At 63.4% G+C, this 22,557-nt stretch carries 33 protein-coding genes; 27 read left to right on the top strand and 6 right to left on the bottom strand.

The window, feature by feature from the left end:
* The first annotated feature begins 1 nt into the window (after position 1).
* From rplV to rplQ, 21 genes are all read left to right on the top strand, one after another.
* Positions 2-382 (top strand): 50S ribosomal protein L22, encoded by a 381-nt coding sequence (gene rplV, locus FNA67_RS13315; RefSeq protein ID WP_049705625.1) that lies wholly within the window; start codon positions 2-4, stop codon positions 380-382.
* Positions 382-1,092, top strand: a complete 711-nt coding sequence (gene rpsC / locus FNA67_RS13310) for a 30S ribosomal protein S3 (RefSeq protein WP_049705624.1) — start codon at positions 382-384, stop codon at positions 1,090-1,092. The genes rplV and rpsC overlap by 1 nt, the downstream gene beginning before the upstream one ends.
* A gap of 15 nt (positions 1,093-1,107) precedes the next feature.
* A complete protein-coding gene (gene rplP, locus FNA67_RS13305) occupies positions 1,108-1,521 on the top strand; it encodes a 50S ribosomal protein L16 (protein WP_049705623.1) in 414 nt (137 codons plus the stop codon).
* Positions 1,522-1,530: 9 nt separating this feature from the next.
* Positions 1,531-1,725, top strand: coding sequence for a 50S ribosomal protein L29 (gene rpmC, locus FNA67_RS13300; protein WP_035038379.1), 195 nt, complete (start codon positions 1,531-1,533; stop codon positions 1,723-1,725).
* A gap of 12 nt (positions 1,726-1,737) precedes the next feature.
* The gene (gene rpsQ / locus FNA67_RS13295) at positions 1,738-1,971 is read left to right on the top strand and encodes a 30S ribosomal protein S17 (protein WP_035038382.1); all 234 of its coding nucleotides are present in this window, start codon (positions 1,738-1,740) and stop codon (positions 1,969-1,971) included.
* Between the two features lie 63 nt (positions 1,972-2,034).
* Entirely contained in the window at positions 2,035-2,403 is a 369-nt protein-coding gene (gene rplN / locus FNA67_RS13290) for a 50S ribosomal protein L14 (RefSeq protein WP_049705622.1), read from the top strand.
* A complete protein-coding gene (rplX, locus tag FNA67_RS13285; protein ID WP_049705621.1) occupies positions 2,403-2,714 on the top strand; it encodes a 50S ribosomal protein L24 in 312 nt (103 codons plus the stop codon). The genes rplN and rplX overlap by 1 nt, the downstream gene beginning before the upstream one ends.
* The gene (rplE, locus tag FNA67_RS13280; RefSeq protein ID WP_049705620.1) at positions 2,707-3,261 is read left to right on the top strand and encodes a 50S ribosomal protein L5; all 555 of its coding nucleotides are present in this window, start codon (positions 2,707-2,709) and stop codon (positions 3,259-3,261) included. The genes rplX and rplE overlap by 8 nt, the downstream gene beginning before the upstream one ends.
* 23 nt (positions 3,262-3,284) lie before the next feature.
* Positions 3,285-3,590, top strand: coding sequence for a 30S ribosomal protein S14 (gene rpsN, locus FNA67_RS13275; protein WP_049705619.1), 306 nt, complete (start codon positions 3,285-3,287; stop codon positions 3,588-3,590).
* Between the two features lie 13 nt (positions 3,591-3,603).
* Positions 3,604-4,002, top strand: a complete 399-nt coding sequence (rpsH, locus tag FNA67_RS13270) for a 30S ribosomal protein S8 (RefSeq protein ID WP_049705618.1) — start codon at positions 3,604-3,606, stop codon at positions 4,000-4,002.
* A gap of 37 nt (positions 4,003-4,039) precedes the next feature.
* Positions 4,040-4,573, top strand: a complete 534-nt coding sequence (rplF, locus tag FNA67_RS13265) for a 50S ribosomal protein L6 (protein ID WP_049705617.1) — start codon at positions 4,040-4,042, stop codon at positions 4,571-4,573.
* Between the two features lie 12 nt (positions 4,574-4,585).
* On the top strand, positions 4,586-4,948 hold the full coding sequence (gene rplR, locus FNA67_RS13260) for a 50S ribosomal protein L18 (protein WP_049705616.1): 363 nt from the start codon (positions 4,586-4,588) through the stop codon (positions 4,946-4,948).
* A gap of 33 nt (positions 4,949-4,981) precedes the next feature.
* Positions 4,982-5,512: a 30S ribosomal protein S5 gene (rpsE, locus tag FNA67_RS13255; protein ID WP_049705615.1), complete on the top strand. Its 531-nt coding sequence runs from the start codon at positions 4,982-4,984 to the stop codon at positions 5,510-5,512.
* 32 nt (positions 5,513-5,544) lie between these two features.
* Positions 5,545-5,733 carry a 50S ribosomal protein L30 gene (gene rpmD, locus FNA67_RS13250; protein ID WP_049705614.1) on the top strand — a complete coding sequence of 63 codons (189 nt, stop codon included), beginning with the start codon at positions 5,545-5,547 and terminating at the stop codon, positions 5,731-5,733.
* A gap of 89 nt (positions 5,734-5,822) precedes the next feature.
* Entirely contained in the window at positions 5,823-6,308 is a 486-nt protein-coding gene (gene rplO, locus FNA67_RS13245; protein ID WP_049705613.1) for a 50S ribosomal protein L15, read from the top strand.
* A gap of 30 nt (positions 6,309-6,338) precedes the next feature.
* Positions 6,339-7,673: a preprotein translocase subunit SecY gene (secY, locus tag FNA67_RS13240; protein WP_049705612.1), complete on the top strand. Its 1,335-nt coding sequence runs from the start codon at positions 6,339-6,341 to the stop codon at positions 7,671-7,673.
* Positions 7,670-8,251 carry an adenylate kinase gene (locus tag FNA67_RS13235; RefSeq protein WP_049705611.1) on the top strand — a complete coding sequence of 194 codons (582 nt, stop codon included), beginning with the start codon at positions 7,670-7,672 and terminating at the stop codon, positions 8,249-8,251. Before secY ends, FNA67_RS13235 begins: the two co-directional genes overlap by 4 nt.
* 178 nt (positions 8,252-8,429) lie before the next feature.
* Positions 8,430-8,798: a 30S ribosomal protein S13 gene (gene rpsM, locus FNA67_RS13230; RefSeq protein WP_049705610.1), complete on the top strand. Its 369-nt coding sequence runs from the start codon at positions 8,430-8,432 to the stop codon at positions 8,796-8,798.
* A gap of 77 nt (positions 8,799-8,875) precedes the next feature.
* A complete protein-coding gene (gene rpsK, locus FNA67_RS13225) occupies positions 8,876-9,268 on the top strand; it encodes a 30S ribosomal protein S11 (protein ID WP_035038417.1) in 393 nt (130 codons plus the stop codon).
* Positions 9,269-9,369: 101 nt separating this feature from the next.
* Positions 9,370-10,389, top strand: a complete 1,020-nt coding sequence (locus FNA67_RS13220; RefSeq protein WP_049705609.1) for a DNA-directed RNA polymerase subunit alpha — start codon at positions 9,370-9,372, stop codon at positions 10,387-10,389.
* Positions 10,390-10,428: 39 nt separating this feature from the next.
* A complete protein-coding gene (gene rplQ / locus FNA67_RS13215) occupies positions 10,429-10,857 on the top strand; it encodes a 50S ribosomal protein L17 (RefSeq protein WP_049705608.1) in 429 nt (142 codons plus the stop codon).
* Between the two features lie 790 nt (positions 10,858-11,647).
* On the opposite strand, the gene FNA67_RS13210 is transcribed toward rplQ, so the two are convergent.
* Positions 11,648-12,190 (bottom strand): P-loop NTPase family protein, encoded by a 543-nt coding sequence (locus tag FNA67_RS13210; RefSeq protein WP_244616351.1) that lies wholly within the window; start codon positions 12,188-12,190, stop codon positions 11,648-11,650.
* Between the two features lie 75 nt (positions 12,191-12,265).
* Positions 12,266-13,447 (bottom strand): type III PLP-dependent enzyme domain-containing protein, encoded by a 1,182-nt coding sequence (locus tag FNA67_RS13205; protein WP_049705607.1) that lies wholly within the window; start codon positions 13,445-13,447, stop codon positions 12,266-12,268.
* A 330-nt stretch (positions 13,448-13,777) separates the two neighbouring features.
* Here FNA67_RS13205 and FNA67_RS13200 point away from each other — a divergent pair, with 330 nt between their 5' ends.
* Together FNA67_RS13200 and FNA67_RS13195 are read left to right on the top strand one after the other, a co-directional pair.
* Positions 13,778-15,169, top strand: a complete 1,392-nt coding sequence (locus FNA67_RS13200; protein WP_147658203.1) for a DegQ family serine endoprotease — start codon at positions 13,778-13,780, stop codon at positions 15,167-15,169.
* Between the two features lie 2 nt (positions 15,170-15,171).
* Complete coding sequence (locus FNA67_RS13195) at positions 15,172-16,512, top strand: replication-associated recombination protein A (protein WP_049705606.1); 1,341 nt, start codon at positions 15,172-15,174, stop codon at positions 16,510-16,512.
* Here the strand turns inward: FNA67_RS13195 and FNA67_RS13190 are convergent.
* Positions 16,509-17,618: a patatin-like phospholipase family protein gene (locus FNA67_RS13190; protein WP_147656339.1), complete on the bottom strand. Its 1,110-nt coding sequence runs from the start codon at positions 17,616-17,618 to the stop codon at positions 16,509-16,511. The two genes, FNA67_RS13195 and FNA67_RS13190, sit on opposite strands and share 4 nt — an antisense overlap.
* 65 nt (positions 17,619-17,683) lie before the next feature.
* Positions 17,684-18,826, bottom strand: coding sequence for a patatin-like phospholipase family protein (locus FNA67_RS13185; protein WP_147656338.1), 1,143 nt, complete (start codon positions 18,824-18,826; stop codon positions 17,684-17,686).
* A gap of 95 nt (positions 18,827-18,921) precedes the next feature.
* Between FNA67_RS13185 and crcB the strand changes: the two genes are divergently transcribed.
* From crcB to FNA67_RS13165, 4 genes are read left to right on the top strand one after another with little or no spacing between them, the layout of a single operon-like run.
* Entirely contained in the window at positions 18,922-19,305 is a 384-nt protein-coding gene (gene crcB, locus FNA67_RS13180) for a fluoride efflux transporter CrcB (RefSeq protein ID WP_049705603.1), read from the top strand.
* Positions 19,302-20,291, top strand: a complete 990-nt coding sequence (locus FNA67_RS13175) for an RluA family pseudouridine synthase (protein ID WP_049705602.1) — start codon at positions 19,302-19,304, stop codon at positions 20,289-20,291. Before crcB ends, FNA67_RS13175 begins: the two co-directional genes overlap by 4 nt.
* 3 nt (positions 20,292-20,294) lie before the next feature.
* The gene (locus tag FNA67_RS13170; protein ID WP_147656337.1) at positions 20,295-20,957 is read left to right on the top strand and encodes an HAD-IA family hydrolase; all 663 of its coding nucleotides are present in this window, start codon (positions 20,295-20,297) and stop codon (positions 20,955-20,957) included.
* Between the two features lie 5 nt (positions 20,958-20,962).
* Entirely contained in the window at positions 20,963-21,739 is a 777-nt protein-coding gene (locus FNA67_RS13165) for an ATP12 family chaperone protein (protein WP_147656336.1), read from the top strand.
* On the opposite strand, the gene folK is transcribed toward FNA67_RS13165, so the two are convergent.
* Both folK and folB read right to left on the bottom strand, forming a co-directional pair.
* The gene (gene folK / locus FNA67_RS13160; protein WP_147656335.1) at positions 21,736-22,179 is read right to left on the bottom strand and encodes a 2-amino-4-hydroxy-6-hydroxymethyldihydropteridine diphosphokinase; all 444 of its coding nucleotides are present in this window, start codon (positions 22,177-22,179) and stop codon (positions 21,736-21,738) included. The two genes, FNA67_RS13165 and folK, sit on opposite strands and share 4 nt — an antisense overlap.
* 2 nt (positions 22,180-22,181) lie before the next feature.
* Positions 22,182-22,553, bottom strand: coding sequence for a dihydroneopterin aldolase (gene folB / locus FNA67_RS13155; protein ID WP_147656334.1), 372 nt, complete (start codon positions 22,551-22,553; stop codon positions 22,182-22,184).
* Positions 22,554-22,557 lie beyond the last annotated feature (4 nt).

The raw sequence follows: 22,557 nt of genomic DNA, 5'->3' as shown, positions 1-22,557 counted from the left end.
CATGGGCAAGCAGAAGACTCCCCGCGCGCTCAAGGATAACGAGGCCAAGGCCGTTCTGCGGATGCTGCGCATCAGCCCGCAGAAGCTGAACCTGGTTGCCGCGATGATCCGCGGCAAGAAGGTCGAGAAGGCTCTTGCCGAGCTGCAGTTCTCGCACAAGCGCATTGCCGGCCAGGTCAAGAAGGTGCTCGAGAGCGCCATCGCGAACGCGGAAAACAATCATGGTCTGGACACCGACGCTCTGGTCGTTGCCGAGGCCTTCGTCGGCAACTCGCTGGTGATGAAGCGCTGGACCGCTCGCGGTCGTGGTCGCTCCTCGCGCATCGAAAAGCCGTTCTCGCACCTGACGATCGTCGTGCGGCAAGTTGAGGAAGCGGCATAATGGGCCAGAAGATTAATCCGATCGGTCTGCGTCTCGGGATCAACCGTACCTGGGATTCTCGCTGGTACGCCAACAAGGGCGAGTACGGCGCGCTCCTGCAGGAAGACCTGAAGATCCGCAAGGCTCTCCTGGCCGACCTCAAGCAGGCTGCCGTTTCCAAGATCGTCATCGAGCGTCCGCACCGCAAGTGCCGCGTGTCGATCCACACTGCCCGTCCGGGCATCGTGATCGGCAAGAAGGGCGCTGACATCGACAAGATCCGCGCCAAGGTGAAGAAGTTCACCGACAGCGAAGTGCACATCAACATCGTCGAAGTGCGCAAGCCTGAGACCGATGCGAACCTGGTGGCTCAGGGCATTGCCCAGCAGCTCGAACGCCGCGTGGCTTTCCGCCGTGCGATGAAGCGTGCTGTGCAGACCGCCATCCGCATGGGCGCCGGCGGTATCCGCGTCAACGTCGGTGGCCGTCTCGGTGGTGCCGATATCGCCCGTACCGAATGGTACCGCGAAGGCCGCGTGCCGCTGCACACCCTGCGCGCCGACATCGACTATGGTTTTGCTGAAGCTTCCACGACCTACGGCATCATCGGCATCAAGGTCTGGATCTTCAAGGGCGAAGTCCTTGAGCACGATCCGACCGCTCACGAGCGCCGTGCCACCGAAGGTGGCGAGGGCCCGTCGCACCGTCGCTCGGCCCAGGCAGCCAGCTAAGAAGGTATTTGAGCCATGCTGCAACCAAAACGTACAAAGTTCCGCAAGGCCCACAAGGGCCGCATCCACGGCGTGGCCAAGGGCGGCTCGGATCTGAACTTCGGCCAGTTCGGCCTGAAGGCGACCGAGCCGGAGCGCGTCACCGCGCGTCAGATCGAGGCGGCCCGCCGCGCGATCACTCGCGAGATGAAGCGCCAGGGCAGGGTGTGGATCCGCATCTTCCCGGACCTGCCGGTTTCCAAGAAGCCGACCGAAGTCCGCATGGGTAAGGGCAAGGGTTCGGTGGAATTCTGGGCCGCGCGCGTCAAGCCGGGCCGCATCATGTTCGAAATCGACGGCGTCCCCGAGGACGTCGCCAAGGAAGCCCTGCGTCTCGGCGCCATGAAGCTTCCGGTTACGACGCGGGTTGTCACCCGCATCAACGATTAAGAGGCGAAGATGGCAGCCAGTGATTTTCGGGCCAAGACGGCCGATGAGCTCAAGGACCAGCTTCTGAGCCTGAAGAAAGAGCAGTTCAATCTGCGTTTTCAGCGCGCGACCCAGCAGCTGGAAAAGCCCGCACGTGTCAAGGAAGTGCGCCGCGAGATCGCGCGCATCAAGACCGTGCTGGCCGAAAAGAACGCAGCGAAGTAAGGAGCAGTCCCAATGCCAAAACGCGTTTTGCAGGGGACGGTGGTCTCCGACACGAACGACAAGACCGTGGTGGTGCGCGTCGAACGCCGCTTCACGCACCCGGTGATGAAGAAGACCGTGCGCCGGTCCAAGAAGTACCACGCTCACGACGAGGCGAATGTCGCCAAGGTCGGGGATACCGTGTGGATCGAGGAATGCGCACCGATCTCCAAGAACAAGCGTTGGACGCTCGTTCAGGGTTCGTAAGAATTTAGGGTTTAAGGGCGGCGAGCCGGTTGGGCGGGCCGTGTAACAAGAAGGCATCCAGTCATGATTCAGATGCAGTCAAATCTCGACGTCGCGGATAATTCCGGCGCGCGTCGTGTCATGTGCATCAAGGTGCTGGGCGGCTCGCATCGCAAGTACGCGTCGGTTGGCGACATCATCGTTGTGTCGGTCAAGGATGCGATCCCGCGCGGCCGCGTCAAAAAGGGCCAGGTGATGAAGGCGGTCGTGGTTCGCACGGCCAAGGACATCCGTCGTCCCGACGGTACGGTTATCCGCTTCGACAAGAACGCGGCCGTGCTGATCAACAATCAGAAAGAGCCGATCGGCACTCGTATCTTCGGGCCGGTTCCGCGCGAGCTTCGCGCCAAGAACCACATGAAGATCATTTCGCTGGCTCCAGAGGTGCTGTAATGGCCGCCAAGATCAAAAAAGGCGACAACGTCGTCGTATTGACCGGCAAGGACAAGGGCAAGACCGGCAAGGTCCTGCAGGTTATCCCCGATGAGACCCGCGCGGTCGTGCAGGGCATCAATCTGGTGCGCCGCCACACCAAGCAGACGGCGTCCCAGGATGCGGGCATCTACACCAAGGAAGCCCCGATCCACCTGTCTAACATTGCCGTTGCCGACAAGGACGGCAAGCCGACTCGCGTCGGTTTCCAGATCAAAGATGGCGCCAAGAAGCGCATCGCCAAGAGCACCGGAGATGTGATCGATGGCTGAGACCTACATTCCGCGTCTGCGGACGCAGTATGACGAGGCGATCCGCGCCGGCCTGGTGAAGGAATTCGGGTACAAGAACCCGATGCAGATCCCCAAGCTCGAGAAGATCGTGCTGAACATGGGCGTTGGCGAAGCCGTCAACGACACCAAGAAGGTCAAGGCCGCCGCGTCCGACCTCGAGCTGATCTCCGGTCAGAAGCCGGTCATCACCCACGCTCGCAAGTCGATCGCCGGCTTCAAGGTTCGCGAGAACATGCCCCTGGGCGTGAAGGTCACCCTTCGCCGTCAGCGCATGTACGAATTCCTGGACCGCCTGGTGAACATCGCCCTGCCGCGCGTCCGCGACTTCCGCGGTCTGAACCCGAATTCCTTTGACGGCCGTGGCAATTACGCTATGGGCATCAAGGAACACATCATTTTCCCCGAAATCGCCTACGACAAGATCGACCAGGTGTGGGGTATGGACATCGTGGTTTGCACCACGGCGAAGAGCGACGACGAAGCCCGCGCGCTTCTGAAGGCATTCAACTTCCCGTTCCGTCAGTAACGGTACGCGAGAAAGAGGACGATATGGCAAAGACGAGCGCCATCGAAAAGAACAAGCGCCGGGCCAAGCTGGCCAAGAGCTATGCCGGCAAGCGCGCCGCGCTGAAGGCCATCGGCATGGACAAGTCCGCAACCCCGGAAGAGCGCTTCAAGGCTCAGCTCAAGCTGGCTGAACTTCCGCGCAATTCGGCTCCGGGTCGCGTGCGTAACCGGTGTGAAGTTTCGGGGCGCCCGCGCGCTTACTACCGTAAGCTCAAGCTGAGCCGTATTGCCCTGCGCGAACTTGGCAACCTGGGTCAGATCCCGGGCCTGGTCAAGTCGAGCTGGTAAGGAGAGAATAAGAATGGCCCTTTCCGATCCGATCGGGGATATGCTCACCCGTATTCGTAATGCCCAGCTGCGCCGCAAGGACAGCGTGAACACGCCGGCTTCGACCCTGCGTGCCCGCGTCCTGGACGTGCTGCAGACCGAAGGCTTCATCCGTGGCTATCACGAGATCAAGTTTGCGAACGGCATTTCGGAATACGAAATCGAGCTGAAGTATTCGGACAGCGTGCCGGTCATCCGCACTATCGAGCGGGTGTCCCGTCCGGGCCGTCGCGTCTATGCGTCGGTCAAGAATATCCCTCAGGTTGCCAATGGTCTTGGCGTGTCGATCCTGTCGACCCCCAAGGGCGTGATGGCCGACCACGAGGCGAAGGCACAGAACGTTGGTGGCGAGGTACTCTGCCGCGTCTTCTAAGGCGCGGTAAGACGATTACTCATAAAGGTTTGAAGAAATGTCCCGTACTGGCAAAAAGCCTGTCGCAGCAGTGAGCGGTGTGACCGTGACCATCAATGGTCGCACGGTTACCGCCAAGGGCCCCAAGGGCGAATTGAGCCTCGAGCTCATGGATATCGTGAACGTCGAACAGGGCGAAGAAGGTCTGGTGGTCTCGCCGGCCAACGATACCCGTGAAGCCCGCGCTGCCTGGGGTACCACCCGCGCGCTGCTCCAGAACATCGTGACGGGCGTCAAGGACGGCTTCGAGAAGAAGCTGCAGATCCAGGGCGTCGGTTATCGTGCCGCCATGCAGGGCAAGGACGTCAAGCTTTCCCTCGGCTTCTCCCACGAAGTGGTTTATGAGGCTCCCCAGGGAATCACGCTGGCCGTGCCGGCTCCGACGGAAATCGTCGTGACGGGCATCGACAAGCAGCAGGTTGGCCAGGTTGCGGCCAACATTCGAGGCTTCCGTAAGCCCGAGCCCTACAAGGGCAAGGGCGTCCGCTATGCGGGCGAATTCGTGGCCAAGAAAGAAGGCAAGAAGAAGTAAGGAGCGCCGGCAATGGCTATCACTGCAAAAGGAGCGGATCGCCGCAAGGCCCGCGTTCGCCGCGCACTCAAGGCTCGCGCCTTCGGTCGCCCGCGTCTGTCGGTTTTCCGTTCGGACAAGAATATCTACGCGCAGATCATCGACGACGCCACCGGCCGTACGCTGGCTGCAGCCTCGACGATCGACAAGGACGTCAAGGCTTCGGTCAAGAATGGCGCCACCGCTGAAGCAGCTGCCACCATTGGCAAGCTGATCGCCGAGCGCGGCACCAAGGCCGGTGTTTCCGAGGTCGTGTTCGACCGCGGCGCTTACCTTTATCACGGCCGGGTCAAGGCCCTTGCAGACGCTGCCCGTGAGGGCGGCCTGCAGTTCTGACCCTGGCGACGAAATAGAAGAGCTGGATAAGCTATGAAAGACGTTCAAGAGCGCGAAAGCGAATTCATCGACCGCCTCGTCCACATCAACCGTGTGGCCAAGGTGGTGAAGGGCGGTCGGCGCTTTGGTTTCGCCGCTCTCGTGGTTGTGGGCGACCAGAAGGGCCGCGTCGGTTTCGGTCACGGCAAAGCCCGTGAAGTTCCCGAGGCGATCCGCAAGGCGACCGAGCAGGCCAAGCGCCAGCTCATCCGCGTGCCGCTGCGCGATGCCCGTACGCTGCACCACGATGTGGTCGGCCGTCACGGGGCAGGGAAGGTGATCCTGCGCGCCGCCGTTCCGGGTACCGGCATCATCGCCGGCGGTCCGATGCGCGCCGTGTTCGAGACCCTCGGGATCAACGACATCGTCGCCAAGTCCCAGGGCACCGCGAACCCCTACAACATGGTTCGGGCCACGTTCGATGCGCTCAAGCGCGTTGACAGCCCGCGTTCGGTTGCGGCTCGCCGTGGCCTGAAGGTTTCGGAACTGCAGGCTCGCCGTGGCGAGACTGCTGCCGAAGCTTGATCTGAGCGCAGCGCTCGGAACGGAGAAGAGACATGGCCGACAAGACTGTGACCATTGAGCAGATCGGTAGCCCGATCCGCCGCGAGAAGACCCAGCGCGCGACCCTGATCGGTCTCGGGCTGAACAAGATCCGCAAGCAGTCCACGCTCAAGGACACGCCGGAAGTTCGTGGCATGATCGCCAAGCTCCCGCACCTCGTCCGCGTGGTCGACGGTAAGTAAGATAAAGCGGACCGGCTTCGGCCGGTCCGACCACTATTTGATTGCAGCACGTTCCTCGTAGAACGCGCTCTCAGGAACAGGTGACGCAAATGGCGCGTTTGAACGAACTCCGCGACAACGAGGGTTCCTCCAAGACCCGTGTCCGTATTGGACGCGGTATCGGATCGGGCAAGGGCAAGACCGGTGGTCGTGGCGGCAAGGGCCAGACCGCGCGTTCGGGCGTTGCCATCAATGGTTTCGAAGGCGGCCAGATGCCCCTTCACATGCGTATGCCCAAGCGTGGTTTCAATTCGCACAATCCCAAGAAGTGGAACGTCGTGCGTCTGGACCGCATCCAGGTGGCGATCGATGCCGGCAAGCTCGACGCCAAGAACGTGATCGACGAAGCAGCCCTGGTGGCCGCCGGCGTCGTGCGTCGCGCCAAGGACGGCGTGCGCCTGGTCGCTTCGGGTGAATTCACCGCCAAGAAGGTTACCTTCAAGGTTGCTCACGCTTCGGCCGGCGCTGTCGCCGCTATTGAAGCTGCGGGTGGCAAGGTCGATATCCCTGAGGCAAAAGCGACGGCTGAAGCCTAAGGGCTCCGGCCCTTAGTTTGGGGAGCGATTATGGCGTCCGCAGCCGAGCAACTGGCTAAAAATCTCAATTTCGCGACCTTCGCCAAGGCGAAGGCCCTTCAGCAGCGCATCTGGTTCACACTGGGCGCGCTGCTCGTCTATCGTCTGGGCACCTATATTCCGGTTCCCGGTATCGATCCGTCCGCCTTTGCTCAGAGCTTCCAGAGCTCTCAGCAGGGCATTTTCGGCATGCTCGATCTTTTCGCCGGTGGTGCTGTGCACCGCATGGCGATTTTTGCGCTGAACCTCATTCCCTACATCACGGCCTCGATCGTGGTGCAGGTGATCACCACCGCTTCTCCGCGCCTCGAGGCGCTCAAGAAGGAAGGTGAGAGCGGACGGCGCAAGATCAACCAGTACACGCGCTACCTCGCCGTGGTCTTCTGCGCCGTGCAAGCGTACGGCATCGCGGTCGGCCTGGAAGCGAGCCAGGGCGTGGTTCTCAACCCCGGCTGGTTCTTCCGCATTTCGACCGTGATCACCCTCGTCGGTGGCACGATGTTCCTGATGTGGCTGGGCGAGCAGATCACTTCGCGCGGCGTCGGCAACGGCATCTCGCTGATCATCTTCGCCGGTATCGTTGCGAACCTGCCCACGACGATCGTCCAGACCCTCGAGCTGACCCGCCAGGGCGCGCTCTCGACCTTCGCGGGTCTGGGGATTCTGGTGCTCGCCATCGTCGTGATCGGCGTCATCGTCTTCTTCGAGCGCGCCCAGCGACGACTTCTGATCCAGTATCCGAAGCGCCAGGTGGGCAACAAGATGTTCCAGGGCGATACCTCGCACCTGCCGCTCAAGCTCAATACCTCGGGTGTTATCCCGGTGATCTTCGGCTCGTCGCTGCTGCTGCTGCCGGCCACGATCGCGGGCTTCGCCGCCCAGGGTAATGCGCCGCAGTGGCTCCAGGTGACGGCGGCCCTGCTTGGTCGCGGACAGCCGCTCTACCTGATCCTGTTCGCTGCGCTGATCATCTTCTTCTCGTTCTTCTACACGGCCATCGTCTTCAATCCGCAGGATACCGCGGATAACCTGAAGCGGTCGGGTGGGTTCATTCCGGGCATCCGTCCGGGCGAGAGGACCGCTCAGTACATCGACTACGTGCTCACGCGCATTACCGTGATCGGTGCTCTCTATCTGACCGTGATCGCGCTCATTCCCGAGCTCATTCACAGCCAGCTCAATGTGAGCCAGTTCATCGGCGGTACTTCGCTCCTGATCATGGTCACGGTGACCCTGGATACGATCTCTCAGATCCAGAGCCATCTCATCGCCCAGCAGTATGAGGGGCTGGTCAAGAAATCGCGGCTTGGGGGCAAGCGTCGATGAGGTTGATACTTCTGGGCCCGCCGGGAGCGGGGAAGGGGACGCAGGCAAAGGTCCTTGTGGACACTTACGGCATCCCCCAGCTCTCGACTGGCGACATCCTTCGCTCGGCGATCGCCAACAAGACCCCCCTGGGTCTGGCCGCCAAGGAAGTGATGGATCGTGGCGATCTGGTCTCGGACGAGATCGTCAACGGCATCGTCTCGGAGCGCCTGGACGCGGAAGACTGCAAGCCCGGTTTCGTGCTCGACGGTTTCCCGCGGACCATTCCGCAGGCCGAGGCCCTCGAAGGGATGCTGACCGAGAAGGGCATGCATCTTAACGCGGTGGTCGAGATCAAGGCCGAGCCGGAAGTCCTCATTGCCCGGATCGTCAACCGGGCGCGCGAAAGCGCCGCCGCCACGGGCGTGACCCGCGCGGACGATAACGAAGAAGTGTTGCGTAACCGTCTGAACGTCTATCGCGAGCAGACAGCGCCCCTGGTGGAGTTCTACCGGGGCAAGGGACTGCTCAAGACGGTCGATGGCATGGCTCCCGTAGAGGACGTCACGCAGGCGATTCGACGGGCAGTCGAGAACTAGCGAGAATGGAATGATGTCGGCCTGTTGACTCGGGTGCGACAAATCCTTAAAGAACCGCCCAGTCTCATGGATTATTGGACTGGATTCGGTTCCTCAGTTTGGGTTGGGGGAGCGAAAGCCGGTCCCTTGTTGTTGAACGGCGCGGGTAAAATCCCGCGTTGATTGAAGGAGAGCAGACGTGGCTCGTATTGCTGGCGTCAATATCCCGACGAATAAGCGCGTACTCATCGCGCTTCAGTACATTCACGGGATTGGCCCGAAGAAGGCCGAAGAGATCATCGAGAAGGTCGGTATTCCGGCCGAGCGTCGCGTCAATGAACTGACCGACGCCGAAGTGATCCAGATCCGTGAGACCATCGACCGCGACTACGTCGTGGAAGGCGATCTCCGTCGTAATGTCGCGATGAACATCAAGCGGCTTATGGACCTGGGTAACTACCGTGGTCTGCGTCACCGCCGCGGTCTGCCGGTGCGTGGTCAGCGGACCCACACCAATGCCCGTACCCGCAAGGGTCCGGCCAAGCCGATCGCCGGCAAGAAGAAATAAGGACCGTCCCGGTCCTTCGGTGGAGCCGCTGGGGCAATCTTGCTTACGGCGGCAATGATATCGAATAGAGGAACTAAATGGCTAAAGCTGAAGTCGCGCGCGTCCGTCGCAAGGAGCGCAAGAATATCACGTCCGGCGTCGCACATGTGAACGCCTCCTTCAACAACACCATGATTACGATCACGGACGTGCAGGGGAACACCATCTCCTGGTCGTCTTCGGGCGTGATGGGCTTCAAGGGTTCGCGTAAGTCGACCCCGTATGCCGCCCAGGTTGCCGCCGAAGACGCCGCCAAGAAGGCTCAGGAACACGGCATGAAGACCCTTGAGGTCGAAGTGCGCGGTCCGGGCTCGGGCCGTGAATCTGCCCTTCGCGCGCTGCAAGCCGCTGGTTTCAATGTCACCAGCATCCGGGACGTCACCTCGATCCCGCACAACGGCTGCCGTCCGCGCAAGCGTCGTCGCGTCTAACCCCGTTTTGGGGCTATGGCTCCCGACCTTCAGGCCGGGAGCGACATTGCATTTGCGGCACAGCGGCCGGGCGAGGGCCGCACTTTTGAAAGGACGTTACCGTGACCATCCAGAGGAACTGGCAGGAATTAATCAAGCCGACCAAGCTGGACATTGTTTCGGGCAGCGACAACGCGCGCGTGGCTTCGGTCGTGGCCGAACCGCTTGAGCGCGGCTATGGTCTCACCCTGGGCAACGCTCTGCGTCGCGTGCTGCTGTCGTCCCTGCAGGGCGCGGCTGTCACCGCGATCCAGATCGACGGCATTCTGCACGAATTCTCGTCGCTCCCTGGCGTGCGCGAGGACATTACCGACCTCGTCCTGAACGTCAAGGAAATCGCCATCAAGATGAATGCCGAGGGCCCGAAGCGCCTGACCCTGTCCAAGCAGGGTCCGGGTGCCGTGGTTGCCGGCGACATCAAGGTGTCGGGCGACATCGAGGTTCTCAATCCCGAGCTCGTGATCTGCCATCTCGACGATGGCGCCGAGATCAACATCGAGTTCACCGTCAATACCGGCAAGGGCTATGTCCCTGCCGACCGTAACCGTCCCGAGGACGCGCCCATCGGCTATATTCCTGTCGATGCGCTGTTCTCGCCGGTGCGCCGTGTCTCCTACAAGGTCGACGCCACCCGTGAGGGCCAGGTGCTCGACTATGATAAGCTGACCCTTCAGGTCGAGACCAACGGCGCGGTGACCCCGGAAGATGCGGTGGCCTATGCCGCCCGTATCCTCCAGGACCAGCTCACGGTCTTCGTCAACTTCGAAGAGCCGACCAAGGAAAAGGCCCAGGACGCTGTCCCGGAACTCGCCTTCAATCCTGCTCTGCTCAAGAAGGTGGACGAGCTGGAGCTCTCCGTGCGTTCGGCGAACTGCCTGAAGAACGACAACATCGTGTACATTGGCGACCTCATCCAGAAGACCGAGGCCGAAATGCTCCGCACTCCCAATTTCGGGCGCAAGTCGCTCAACGAGATCAAGGAAGTGCTGGCGCAGATGGGTCTGCATCTGGGCATGGACGTGGCCAACTGGCCGCCTGAAAACATCGACGACCTCGCCAAGCGCTACGAAGATCATTATTGATCTCGCGCAAGGCTTCGAAAGCTTTTAAGGAGACTACAAATGCGCCACGGTAATGCCGGCCGCAAACTCAACCGGACCTCGAGCCATCGCAAGGCGATGTTCGCCAATATGTCCGCGGCGCTCATCAAGCATGAGCAGATCGTGACGACCTTGCCCAAGGCCAAGGAACTGCGTCCGATCGTCGAGAAGCTGATCACCCTTGCCAAGCGCGGCGACCTGCACGCCCGCCGCCAGGCGATCGCCCAGATCCGCGACGAAGGCCAGGTCAAGAAGCTCTTTGACGTGCTCGGCGCCCGCTACAAGGACCGCCAGGGTGGCTACACCCGCATCCTGAAGGCCGGCTTCCGCTACGGCGATAACGCTGCCGTCGCCGTGATCGAGTTCGTCGACCGCGATGTCAACGCCAAGGGCCAGGACTCGGGTCCGACCGCTGAGCGCGAAGAGATCGAGGAAGCCGCCGCCGCATAAGCGGGCGTCTTTCCCCAAAGTTACGAAGCGGCCGCAGGTACACTCCTGCGGCCGCTTTCGTTTTGGGGGAGTGCCCCCGGTCGCGCCCCATCGCCTCCCTCCCCCTTGTGGGGAGGGATCGAGGGTGGGGGAGGGCCGGAAACACTGAGGGTGAGGCTACCCCCACCCTTGTTCCCTCCCCACAGGGGGGAGGGAGACCTGCTGGCTAATACGCCGCCCCAAGCGCGCTCGCGTATCCCAAAAATCCCACCACCGTCCCCAATCCCTCTTCCCCGGCGAAGGCCGGGGACCAGGAAATCTATCCCCACCCCGAGGCTGTGAAACTGAACTCCGGCCTGCGCCGGGGAAGCCCCAGGAGTGGGCGGGGAGAGCGCGTGCCATCCTAATCTCGACAAAGCTCAAAACACTTATCCCCGCACACCACCCCTCCCGCATACTTTCCCCATCCCTCCGCCAACGGCGAGGCACGGTACGCGGTGCTGCGGCGGCTGGCGTCAGGACTGGGTGCAGGAAAGTCGACAGCCTGCATCTTGCCCTGCCGCCAGGATCTGGGAGTTGGGGGAAGTCCGGGGGCGCCTGGGCTTACGGACTAAGTGTGACGTGACCGGCCCGGAGTGCGCTCGCGGGCAACTTGCGTGGACGGGCTTGTAGAAACCCCAAACGCTCAAGGGGCGAGGCGATGCCTCGCATTATCGCTAGCATCCATAGACTTGAGGCAAACCTCGCCCCGAGCCGCCAATGAACCACCCCGCAACCGACCGGAGCGATCCGAGCCGGCGTTTCGGCATGCCTAAGGGCGCTCAAGCCCCCAGGTGTCGTAGTAGCGGTTGATCTCGGTCATCGAGTTCATGCGCACCACCGGCATACCCGCCTCGGCGAGCATGGCGTCGTATTTGCCCACGTTGCGCGATTGGACGAACAGCAGCCAGTGGATCATTTCCCACTTCACGCTGTCCTTGTTGCCCTCGAGCGCGCCGAAGCGCTTGGTCTGGAAGAGCGTGCGGTTGAAGTAGCGCCAGAGGTTGGCCAGCCGCGGTGCCCGCACCAGGATGACCCCGGTGGCGCGCGCGAAGCGCTTGGGCATCGCCGAGGAGTAGTTGCCGTCCATCACCCAGCTTTCGCCCGCGATGGCGGCATCGTGGAGGGCATGGAATTCCTCCCGGGGCCGCTGAACCCAATCGGTATTGGGCAGGTGGAAGAAGAGGTCGAGATGGACGGCCGGGATATCGAGCTTGCGCCCGATCGCGGTGGCAAGCGTGGACTTTCCGTTGCTCGATGGCCCGAGAATGCAGATGCGGCGGCCAAGCGCGGCCAGGGGCAGCGGGTCGTTCATAGCGGTTCACCGGAAAAGAAAAGGGCCGCTCCCGTAGAACGGAAGCGGCCCCTTGGTCAAGCTGGAAAGCGGGCGTTACTGGTCGTCCTTGCCCGTATAGATCTCGTCCACCCAGTACTGGTCGCGACGGTCGAAGCCGTTGAACGGGGTGAGGGAGGCCTGGGTATAGGCGCCCATCAGGCCGAATTCGATCCAGTCGTCCTCGTCGATATCGGAGGGCAGCATGAAGGTCTGCGGCAGCACGTCGTAGCTGTCGCAGGTCGGGCCCCAGACGGTGAAGCCTTCGAACTGGCCGTCATTGTCGTGGACGCGGGCACCGCGCCAGACGCGGACCGGCGGGGTGAAGTGCATGAACTTCACTTCCATCAGTGCCCCGTAGGCGCCATCGTTGACGTAGACCGAGATGCCGCCGCGCTGGTGCTTTACGCGCAGGAGCAGCGAGGTCGAGCTCGTCACGAGCGCACGGCCCGGCTCGATGATCAATTCGGGCTTGGAGCCGGCGAAGTGATCCTTGACGGCCTGGTCGATGGTCTCGAAGTAGTAATCCATCGGCGGCGCTTCGCTGGTCGGGTAGGGGGCCGGGTAGCCGCCACCGATATTGAGGCGCTTGAGCTCGATGCCCGATTCCTTGGTGATGTTCGCGGCCGCCGCGATGTGGCGCTCGTAGGCGTAGGCATCCTCGCATTGGCTGCCGACGTGGAAGCAGAGCGAGGGGGTGTAGCCCATCTGCTCGACCATCTGCACGATCTCGATGGCGCCCTGTTCCATCACGCCGAACTTGGTGCCGAAGTCGTAGGACTTGAGCGCCTTGCCGGCCTTGAAGCGGGTGGTGACTTCCACGTCCTTGGACGGGGAGACCACGGCCGCCAGCTGGTCGAGCTGGGACGGGTGATCGATGGTAAAGGAGCGGATGCCGAACTCGTCATAGGCGCGTTCGATCTCGCGACGGTTCTTGATCGGGTTGTTGTAGTGCATGACCGCGCCCGGCGCATGCTCGCGGATCAGCTCCATCTCGGTATTGGAGGCGACGTCGAACGCCTTCAAACCTTCGCGATGAAGAATCTGAATGATGTGCGGGGAGGGGTTACACTTGACCGCGTAGGTCAGCAGCCCGTTGAAGCCCTTCTTGAAGACCTTCTTGGCCTTGACCAGCTCGCGCTCGGAAAACAGGAAGCTCGGAAAATCCGGCGCTTCGGCCGCAATCAGGGCCGAGGTGTTCGGATAAACCAGGGTCGGCGCAGTCACTTGGTCGTTCATGACAAAGGCCTTTGTTAAGGGGTGAAAGAAGCGCTGCATATAGGGATAGTTGCCCCCCAGCGCAAATGATAATTCCGGCCATTTCAAGAGGGGTTTCGTGACACCTTAATGGCGCCAAATTCGGGGCGCTTGTCCCAAGGCAGCCAAAGGGCGCAAATACCTAGAAAGCCTCCTGTTTTCGGAGTTCTCCTCATGACCAACCGAACAGTTCTCTATGCATCCGGCCTCGTTGCCGTCGCGGTCCTGGCCGCAGCGGCCGGTGTGGCCTGGGAGCAGGGGCGCAACCCGCCGTCGATCGAAGCGGCCATCGAGGCTCCGGCCCAGCCGCCCATGCCGGCGCAACCCGTCCAGCCGGCTCCCGAGCCCGTGCAGATCGCCCACGCGGACCGCCAGGTTCCTGCAAGCCAGGAGCAAATGCAGCTCAGTTTCGCGCCGGTGGTCAAGGCAGTCTCGCCCTCGGTGGTTAACGTCTATGCGACCACGGTTACCCCCGGACAACGCTCGCCCTTCGCGACCGATCCGTTCTTCCAGCGGTTTTTCGGCGACAGCAGCCCGTTCTTCGATGGGCGTCCGCGCGAGTCCAAGTCGCTCGGTTCGGGCGTTATCGTCAACGATGCCGGGGTGATCCTCACCAACAGCCACGTCGTCCATGGAGCGACCGACGTGCGCATCGCCACTGCCGACGGCCGGGAATATGCGGTCGATGTGGCGCTAGACGACCAGAAGACCGACCTCGCCGTCCTCAAGGTCAAGGACGCGCAGGGACGCAAGTTCCAGCCGCTGCCGTTCGCAGATTCCGACAAGCTCCAGGTCGGCGATCTCGTCCTTGCCATCGGCAACCCGTTCGGGGTGGGGCAGACCGTGACCAGCGGCATCGTCTCGGCCCTGGCGCGAACGGGCGTGGAGAGCAACAACTACGAGTTCTTCATCCAGACCGACGCGGCGATCAACCCGGGCAATTCCGGTGGCGCGCTGGTCGATCTTCACGGCAATCTGGTGGGCATCAACACGGCCATCTTCAGCCAATCGGGCGGTTCGGTCGGCATCGGCTTCGCCATTCCCGCCAACATGGCGCGGGTCGTGGCCAATGCCGGGATTTCGGGCGGCAAGATCGAGCGGCCCTGGTTCGGCGCCCGGACTCAGGACGTTACTGCCGACATCGCCGACAGCATCGGGCTCGATCCCCCGCACGGCGCGCTGATCACCGAAATCGCCCAGGGCAGCACGGCCGAGAAGGCCGGGTTCAAGGCGGGGGACGTCATCCTCTCGGTCGATGGCGCCACGGTCGACCAGGCCAGCAATTTCGATTACCGCATCGCCACCAAGCCGGTGGGTGAAACGGCCAAGATCGGCATCTGGCGCGATCGCAAGGAGCAGGAGATCGACGTGACGCTCGAGGCTGCGCCGGGCGGGACCGGACAAAGCGTGGCGATCCAGGGCAACACCCGCTTTGCCGGAACGACTGTGGAGACGCTCTCTCCCGCCGTTGCGCAGGAGCTCGGGCTCGACTTTAATGCCGAGGGCGTGGTGGTTACGGCCATCACCGCAGGATCGCCCGCGGACCAGATGGGATTGCAGCAGGGCGATATCATCATCAGCCTCAACGGGACGGAAATGAAGGACGCCGAGACGTTCAAGTCGATCGCTTCAGGGCGCGCCAATACCTGGCAGATCGTGCTGCAGCGCGGCGGGCAGGTATTCCGGTCCTTCGTCAGCGGATAGACATGGGCGATCTGTTTTCACCCGAACCGGGCGGCGGCGAGCCGCCCGACGACGAGAGCGGCAACCGGCCGCTCGCCGACCAGTTGCGGCCGCGCTCGCTCGATGAAGTGATCGGCCAGCAGCACCTGTTGGGGCCTGAGGGTACTCTGCGGCGCATGATCGCCTCGGGGCGGCTCGGCTCGCTCATCCTCTGGGGGCCGCCGGGCACCGGCAAGACCACGGTGGCGCGCCTGCTTGCCGATCAGATCGGCTACAAGTTCGAGCAGATATCGGCGGTGTTTTCCGGCGTGGCCGATCTCAAGAAGGCTTTTGAGAAGGCCCGGATCGAGCGGATGGCCGGGCGGCGGACGCTGCTGTTCGTGGACGAAATCCATCGCTTCAACCGCGCCCAGCAGGATGGGTTCCTGCCGGTGATGGAAGACGGCACCGTGGTGCTCGTGGGCGCCACCACCGAGAATCCCTCCTTCGAGCTCAACGCGGCCTTGCTCTCGCGCAGCCAGGTGTTGCGGTTCGAGTCCTTGTCGCTCGAGGATCTTGAGGCACTGGTCAAGCGCGCGGAGACCCGCACCGGCGCGGCGCTGCCGCTCGACGAGGACGCCCGGGCGATGCTGCTGACGCTCGCCGACGGCGATGGCCGGGCGCTTCTCGGGCTCGTGGAGGAGGTGCTGGCCTCGGCTCGCCCCGGCGAGACGCTCGACAAGGCGACACTGCTCACGGTCGTCCAGCGCCGCGCCCCGATCTACGACAAGGCGCAGGATGGGCACTACAACCTCATCTCGGCGCTGCACAAGACCATCCGGGGGTCCGATCCCAACGCGGCCCTCTACTATTTCGCCCGCATGCTCGAGGCGGGGGAGGATCCGCTGTTCCTGGCGCGCCGGCTGATCCGCATGTCGGTGGAGGATATCGGCCTTGCCGATCCCCAGGCGTTGCCCCAGGCGATCGCGGCGCGGGATGCCTACCAGATGCTCGGTTCGCCCGAGGGCGAATTGGCGCTGGCCCAGGTCGTAGTCTACCTGGCGCTCGCGCCCAAGTCGAATGCGGTCTACACCGCCTTCAAGGGCGCCATGAAGGTGGCTCGCGACACCGGCTCGCCCATGCCGCCCATGGTGATCCTCAATGCGCCGACCAAGCTTATGGGCAAGCAGGGCTACGGTGCCGGCTACATCTACGACCACGATACGCCCGAGGCGTTTTCGGGCCAGGAATACTTCCCCGAGAAGATCGGGCGGCAGGATTTCTACCACCCCGTCGAGCGTGGCTTCGAGCGGGACCTGGCCAAGCGCCTCGACTACTTCACGCGCCTTCGCGAGAAGAAGCGTGGCGAGGGCAACGAGCCCTAGCGGCTGCTCTGCCAGTTGCCGACGCTGCCGTTCTTGAAGCCGAGAGCGTAAAGGGCGTTGAGCCAGGCCTGCAGCTGCGCGTTGCGCGTCGGCGGCTCGGGGAAGCCCCCCGGAATGGCCGCCAGATGGTAGGAAATGCCATTGGCGCGGGCGGTGTTTTCGAGTTCTCGCACGTCGCCCCGGTCGCGATATTTGAGCAGGGTGGGCACGGCGCGTCCGAGGATCGAGAGGCCTGAGGCCTTGACGATCTGCGGCGTCGGCTGGGTGGTGCCGTTGTAGATGGCGTAAAGCGTGCTCTTTGACCTGCCGCGCCCCTGTCCGTCACCCGGCAGCATCACGAATTGCTGGGTGATGCCGCCATCGACATGCAATTCGTCGTAACGCTTGCCATCGATGGTCACCTCGATCAGCACGGGCGGGAAGAAGCCGGGCAGGGCGGCGGAGGCCAGGATCACCTGGCGGACCAGCTCGAGCCGGTTGGGCAGCGTGCTGTTGGCGATAGCGCCGATATCCCAGACTACCGGCCGTTCCGCATCGAGATTGGTGGTGCCGACGAGGAGCCGCCGGCCCTTGCGATGCTCGCTGGCAATCGCCGCGAGCGTCTCTTCGTCGATGATCTCGGCGATCATCCGCTTGACCACCGCGTTGTCCGCCAACGCAGGCGCGCCGAAGAGCATGGCGAGCAGGCCCGGCCCGCCCAGCGACTCCGACCCCACATTGGCGAGGATTGCCTGCAGGCGCCCGTCATAGCGCGAACCGAGGAAGGCCAGTGGCGCGATCATGGCGCCCACGCTGATGCCGGTCACGAGGTCGAAGCTGGGGCGCGTGCCCCGCGCCGTCCAGCCGGTGAGATACCCCGCCCCGTAGGCGCCGTTGAGGCCGCCGCCCGAGAGGCTCAGGATATGGCTGTTGCTGCGATAGGCGCTGGCATAGGCGGCGGGCAACTGGTCGCCCCAGTAGCGGATCGGGGTGGCGCTTTGGAAGCTCGCCTTGTCGATCATCGCCAGCGGCACGGGATCGCGGACCATGCTGGTGCAGCCGGCGGTACTGGCCAGAGCCAGGCCGAGGAGTGCGGCGCGCAACGCGGCCTTTGCGGATGTGATCATTCGAGAACGCCCCCTGAGGCGTTCGTGCTAATCGGCCAGCCGCTAAGAATTGGTTCCGAAAGCGCCTAGGGGTGGGTCTGCCAGATGCCGGCGCGGCCGTTTTTGTATCCGAAGGCAAACAATTCGTTGAGCCAGGCCGGGGAGGCCAGGAACAGCGAGTCCGGTTGCGGGAAATCGGCCGAGATCGCTGTGAGGAGATACTTGAGCCCCCGGGCCCGCGCCGCCGCCTCGAGCACAAGGATGTCGCCGCGCCCGCGATACTTGAGCAGGGAGGGCACCGCGCGTTCGAGCACGGAGACGCTCGACACCTGCTGGATGGCATCGCGTTGTGGCTCGATGGTGCCGTTGTAGATGACGTAGAGCGTGCCGCGGCTCTTGGGCAGGTCGGCAGAGACGCCGCCCGGCAGCAGCACTACCTGCTGGGTTACGCCGCCATCCACATGCAGTTCGTCATAGGCTCGGCCGTCCACGTTCACGCGGATCAGCACGGGCGTGAAGATTCCCGGCACCGAGGCCGAGGCCAGGATGATGGTCCGCACCAGTTCGAGCCGGTTGGCGATATTACTGTTGGCGATCGCCCCGATGTCCCAGACGACGGGGCGCTCGGCGTCAAGGTTCGTGGTACCGATCAGCAGGCGCCGCCCGGCGCGGTGCTCGGCTGCGATCTCGTCGAGTGCCTGCTGGTCGATCACCTGGGCAATGGCGGCACGCAAAGGCGTGTTGTCGGCGATCGCGGGGGCGCCGAGCAGGGCGGCGATGACGCCCGGGCCCTTGGCGCGCTGGTCCACGAGATTGGCAAAGACCGTCTCCAGCCTCTTGTCGTAGCGCGGTCCGAGGAAGGCCATTGGAGCGATGACGGCGCCGATGCTGATGCCGGTGACGATATCGAATTTCGGCCGGTCGCCGCGCGCGGTCCAGCCGATGAGGAAGCCTGCGCCATAAGCGCCGTTCATGCCGCCGCCCGAAAGCGCGAGGAATTTCGGATTGGCCGTCTTGCCGAGGCCTGCGAAGATCTCGCTATTGGCCTTGGGCAACTCGTCGCCCCAGTAGCGAATGACGGGCGTGGGAATGAGGGCCGCCGTCTCGGCCGCGGCGGCAGGCACCGGGTGGCGAATGCCGAAGGTCGAGCAGCCGGCAACGGCCGCCAGGGCAAAGGTGATGGTAAGCAGCCGCAGGCCGACCGCAACCTTCGAGAGTAACGAATTCATCGCCGCACCGATGCCCCACAGTCGAAAGCTCTGTCGCGAACGATAGCAAACTATTGTAGGACGGACCAATATTCGGACTCACTCGGGTGCATTTCATGCTGCAAGTGTTGCTTGTCGGCCTTGGCGGTGCCGTTGGCGCCGTTGGCCGGTACGGAGTCTCGGTCGCCGTTGGGCGGCTTTGGGAAACCGCCTTTCCCCTTGGCACGATGATCGTCAACATCGTTGGTTCGCTGGCCATGGGGCTGCTCGTGGGGCTGCTGGCGCGCCTGCTGCCGCCGCACCAGCAGGAGATACGCCTGTTCGTGGCCGTGGGCGTGCTCGGCGGTTTCACGACCTTTTCCTCCTTCTCCCTGGACGCCATTACCCTGATCGAACGCGGCGAATGGAACCAGGCACTGCTCTACGCGGTGCTTTCGGTTGTAGTTTCCATTCCCGCGCTCTATGTCGGGCTCTTGATTACGAGAGGCGCAGGCGCATGAGCGCTGTTCAGGAACGAACGGTATCGACCGACGAAGAGGGCATGCGGCTGGACCGCTGGTTTGCCCTGCATTTTCCGCAGCTGGGTTTCGGGCGGCTCCAGAAGCTGATCCGCACCGGCCAGGTACGCGTGGACAAGGGCAGGGTGCAGACCAATTCGCGCCTGTCGGCCGGGCAGGTCGTGCGCGTGCCGCCGGTCGATGACCCGGACGTCGTGCGCGCGCCGCGCATCAACGAGGAAGATGCCGCCTTCCTGCGCTCGCTCATCCTCTACGAAGACGATGAGATCTACGTCTTCAATAAGCCCTTCGGGCTGGCCGTCCAGGGTGGCACCAATACCAAGCGCCATATCGACGGCATGCTCAAGAGCCTGCCCAACAAGAAGGGCGAGGCGCCGCGCCTCGTGCACCGGCTGGACCGGGACACCTCGGGCTGTCTCGTTGTCGCCAAGACCCATGCCGCCGCCAGCCATTTCGGCACGGTCTTCCGCTCGCGCTCGGCGCGCAAGATCTACTGGGCCGTGGTGGTGGGCAATCCCAACCCGCGCCAGGGCGATATTTCCTGCTTCCTCGCCAAGCAGGCGACCCAGGACGGCGAGCAGATGATCGTGGTGCCGCACGGCTATCCTGGCGCCCAGCACTCACAGACCTATTACTCCACCACCGATACCGCCGGGCGCCGTTTCGCCTGGGTCACGCTCAAGCCGGTCACCGGGCGCACGCACCAGCTGCGTGTCCACATGGCCCAGCTCGGCAACCCGATCCTGGGCGATCCGCGCTATTTCAACATCGAGAACTGGCAGGCTCCCGAGGGGCTTGCCGAAGGCCTGCACCTGCATGCGCGCCGCATCACTCTGCCGCTGCGCAGCGGCAAGAAGCTTGATGTGTCGGCGCCGCTGCCTCCGCACATGCAGGAAACGTTCGATGCCCTTGGGTTCGACGCGGCGCGCTACGATGCACAGAACGTCGATCCGGAAGCGGAGGCCTGAGCCATGAAGCTCATCGTTTTCGATATGGATGGCACGCTCATTGATACGCACGGACTGATCACCGAGCAGATGACGCTGACCTTCACGGGCGCCGGACTTCCCGCGCCAACGGTCGAGGCGTCGCGGCGCGTCATCGGGCTGTCGCTGCCGGTGGCCATCGGCCGGCTGGCTGAAAGCGAAGATCCGGTGCTGATCGATACGCTGGTCAACAGCTACCGCACCAATTATCGGGCAACGCTCGAAATCGCTGCGGATCGCGAGCCGCTGTTCCCTGGCACGCGCGAGGCGCTCGACCGCTTGCGAGCCGATGAGCAGGCCTTGCTCGGCATCGCGACGGGGAAGGGCCTTAACGGGGTCAATCGCATCCTGGGTGTCCATGGGCTCTCCGAGCACTTCGTGACGCTCCAGACGCCGGACCACAATCCTTCCAAGCCGCATCCGGGCATGCTGTTGCGCGCCATGGCCGAGACCGGTGCCGATCCGGCCGAGACCATCATGGTGGGCGACACCACTTTCGATATCGAGCTGGCCAACGCGGCCGGCGTTCGTTCGGTGGGGGTGACCTGGGGCTATCATGACCGGAGCGATCTGGTCGGCGCTGGTGCTACAATCCTCATCGATCGCTATGACGAGCTCGACGCGGCGCTCGCCTCGCTTCTGGAGTAGGACCCATGCGCGAATTCCTCGAAGACGCCTTCCAGCATCGTGACGACGGGTATGGGCGAGCCCAGAAGCACGCCAGGCAGGAACTGCCCAAGCGTTTCTACAAGGAGACCGGGGTCGAGGTCGTCGAGGGCGGATTTTCCGTCACGCTCGATGGTCGTCCGACCCGCACGCCGGGCCGTGTTCCCGTCGTTGTTCCGGTGGCGGGCATCGCCACCATCATGGCCGAGGAATGGGCGGCGCAGGGCGAGCGCGTCGATGCCCAGTCCATGCCCATGGTGCGCCTGGTCAACTCCGCGCTCGAAAGCGGCGAGACGATGATCCCGGCTCTGCGGGAGGAAGTGGTCAAATATGCCGCCGGCGATCTGCTCCTCTATCGGGCGGAAACGCCGCGCGAACTCGTGGCCGAGCAGGAGCAGGTCTGGGATGGGGCGCTGGTGACGCTCGCGCGTCACTATGGCGTGAGCTTCCAGCCGACCATCGGCATCCTGCACCAGGATCAGCCGCCCGCGACCCTCGCCAAGCTCGCCGAAGCCCTCGAGGGGCAGGGGCTGCTCGTGCTCATCGCCCTCGTCTCGATCACCGGCATAACCGGCTCGGGGCTTCTGGCCATGGGATTGCTCGAGCGCCTTTTCACGCCCGACCAGGTGTGGGCCGCGGCCCATGTCGATGAGGACTATCAGGCCCGCCAGTGGGGTGAGGATGAAGAGGCGCAGCTGCGCCGCGCCAAGCGTCGCGTCGAGTTCGATACGGCGGTCAAGCTGCTCGAGCTGATGCGCGCCTAGCCGGCGGCCTTGCTCCGCTTCACGATCCAGTCCGCCACCGCAGGGGCAATCTCGCGCAGCGGCACCAGCACGAAGTCGCGCTCATGGGCATAAGGGTGCGGAATTTTGAGGTTGGGCTGATCCACGACCTGCCGCTCATAGGCGATGATGTCGATATCGATCAGGCGCGGCCCCCAGTGCTCCAGGCGCTGGCGGCCCATTGCCGCCTCGACGCCCAGGCAAAGCGCCAGAAGTTCTTCAGGATCTGAGTCCGTTTCGACTTCCAAGGCCATGTTATGGAAGTCGTTTTGGTCGGTCTTGCCCCACGGCTCTGTGACGATGATCGTCGAGGCCCTGGTCACGCGCACCGAGGGCAGGGCGTCAAGACGCGCCACCGCTTCCTCGAGCTGGGCGCGCGGGTTTCCGATATTGGCGCCGAGCGCCAGCCAGGCCGTGGCCATGATCAGGAGCGCTCGCGATAGAGTTCGATGGCTGCCTCGCCGGCCACCATCGGTATGGGCGCCTCCGGCTTGCGGATGCGGATGCGGATCGTCTCGATGGCCGGGAAGGCGGCGAACACCGCGTCCGCAATGCTCTGGGCCAGCGCCTCGATGAGGTTGAAGCGGGTATTGGAGAACGTGGCTTGGATGACGTCGAAGACGTCGGCGTAGGAAACGGCATCCGAGAGGTCGTCACTGCGGGCGGGGGCGGAGAGGTCGAGCCCGGCGGTAAAGTCGATCCAGAAGCGCTGGCCGAGGCGATTCTCCTCGCTCAGGGCACCGTGGTAGCCGTAAAAGCCCAGGTTGTTCAGGATGATAAGGTCTTTTGCGGACAATCTG

Source organism: Youhaiella tibetensis (assembly GCF_008000755.1).
In the GTDB taxonomy this organism is placed as follows: domain Bacteria; phylum Pseudomonadota; class Alphaproteobacteria; order Rhizobiales; family Devosiaceae; genus Paradevosia; species Paradevosia tibetensis.
Note: the sequence above shows the minus strand (reverse complement) of the source record. Positions and strands in the feature narration are given on the sequence as shown.

Coding starts and splice junctions, on each gene's coding strand:
- rpsK (WP_035038417.1), top strand. CDS start 8,876: ATGGCTAAAGCTGAAGTCGCGCGCGTCCGTCGCAAGGAGCGCAAGAAT.
- rpmC (WP_035038379.1), top strand. CDS start 1,531: ATGGCAGCCAGTGATTTTCGGGCCAAGACGGCCGATGAGCTCAAGGAC.
- FNA67_RS13235 (WP_049705611.1), top strand. CDS start 7,670: ATGAGGTTGATACTTCTGGGCCCGCCGGGAGCGGGGAAGGGGACGCAG.
- rpsC (WP_049705624.1), top strand. CDS start 382: ATGGGCCAGAAGATTAATCCGATCGGTCTGCGTCTCGGGATCAACCGT.
- rplP (WP_049705623.1), top strand. CDS start 1,108: ATGCTGCAACCAAAACGTACAAAGTTCCGCAAGGCCCACAAGGGCCGC.
- rplR (WP_049705616.1), top strand. CDS start 4,586: ATGGCTATCACTGCAAAAGGAGCGGATCGCCGCAAGGCCCGCGTTCGC.
- rpmD (WP_049705614.1), top strand. CDS start 5,545: ATGGCCGACAAGACTGTGACCATTGAGCAGATCGGTAGCCCGATCCGC.
- rplV (WP_049705625.1), top strand. CDS start 2: ATGGGCAAGCAGAAGACTCCCCGCGCGCTCAAGGATAACGAGGCCAAG.
- rplO (WP_049705613.1), top strand. CDS start 5,823: ATGGCGCGTTTGAACGAACTCCGCGACAACGAGGGTTCCTCCAAGACC.
- FNA67_RS13170 (WP_147656337.1), top strand. CDS start 20,295: ATGAAGCTCATCGTTTTCGATATGGATGGCACGCTCATTGATACGCAC.
- rplQ (WP_049705608.1), top strand. CDS start 10,429: ATGCGCCACGGTAATGCCGGCCGCAAACTCAACCGGACCTCGAGCCAT.
- FNA67_RS13195 (WP_049705606.1), top strand. CDS start 15,172: ATGGGCGATCTGTTTTCACCCGAACCGGGCGGCGGCGAGCCGCCCGAC.
- rpsE (WP_049705615.1), top strand. CDS start 4,982: ATGAAAGACGTTCAAGAGCGCGAAAGCGAATTCATCGACCGCCTCGTC.
- FNA67_RS13190 (WP_147656339.1), bottom strand. CDS start 17,618: ATGATCACATCCGCAAAGGCCGCGTTGCGCGCCGCACTCCTCGGCCTG.
- rplE (WP_049705620.1), top strand. CDS start 2,707: ATGGCTGAGACCTACATTCCGCGTCTGCGGACGCAGTATGACGAGGCG.
- rpsN (WP_049705619.1), top strand. CDS start 3,285: ATGGCAAAGACGAGCGCCATCGAAAAGAACAAGCGCCGGGCCAAGCTG.
- FNA67_RS13175 (WP_049705602.1), top strand. CDS start 19,302: ATGAGCGCTGTTCAGGAACGAACGGTATCGACCGACGAAGAGGGCATG.
- secY (WP_049705612.1), top strand. CDS start 6,339: ATGGCGTCCGCAGCCGAGCAACTGGCTAAAAATCTCAATTTCGCGACC.
- FNA67_RS13205 (WP_049705607.1), bottom strand. CDS start 13,447: ATGAACGACCAAGTGACTGCGCCGACCCTGGTTTATCCGAACACCTCG.
- FNA67_RS13210 (WP_244616351.1), bottom strand. CDS start 12,190: ATGAACGACCCGCTGCCCCTGGCCGCGCTTGGCCGCCGCATCTGCATT.
- rpsH (WP_049705618.1), top strand. CDS start 3,604: ATGGCCCTTTCCGATCCGATCGGGGATATGCTCACCCGTATTCGTAAT.
- FNA67_RS13185 (WP_147656338.1), bottom strand. CDS start 18,826: ATGAATTCGTTACTCTCGAAGGTTGCGGTCGGCCTGCGGCTGCTTACC.
- rplX (WP_049705621.1), top strand. CDS start 2,403: ATGGCCGCCAAGATCAAAAAAGGCGACAACGTCGTCGTATTGACCGGC.
- rpsQ (WP_035038382.1), top strand. CDS start 1,738: ATGCCAAAACGCGTTTTGCAGGGGACGGTGGTCTCCGACACGAACGAC.
- FNA67_RS13165 (WP_147656336.1), top strand. CDS start 20,963: ATGCGCGAATTCCTCGAAGACGCCTTCCAGCATCGTGACGACGGGTAT.
- crcB (WP_049705603.1), top strand. CDS start 18,922: ATGCTGCAAGTGTTGCTTGTCGGCCTTGGCGGTGCCGTTGGCGCCGTT.
- rplF (WP_049705617.1), top strand. CDS start 4,040: ATGTCCCGTACTGGCAAAAAGCCTGTCGCAGCAGTGAGCGGTGTGACC.
- rplN (WP_049705622.1), top strand. CDS start 2,035: ATGATTCAGATGCAGTCAAATCTCGACGTCGCGGATAATTCCGGCGCG.
- folK (WP_147656335.1), bottom strand. CDS start 22,179: ATGGCCACGGCCTGGCTGGCGCTCGGCGCCAATATCGGAAACCCGCGC.
- FNA67_RS13200 (WP_147658203.1), top strand. CDS start 13,778: ATGCCGGCGCAACCCGTCCAGCCGGCTCCCGAGCCCGTGCAGATCGCC.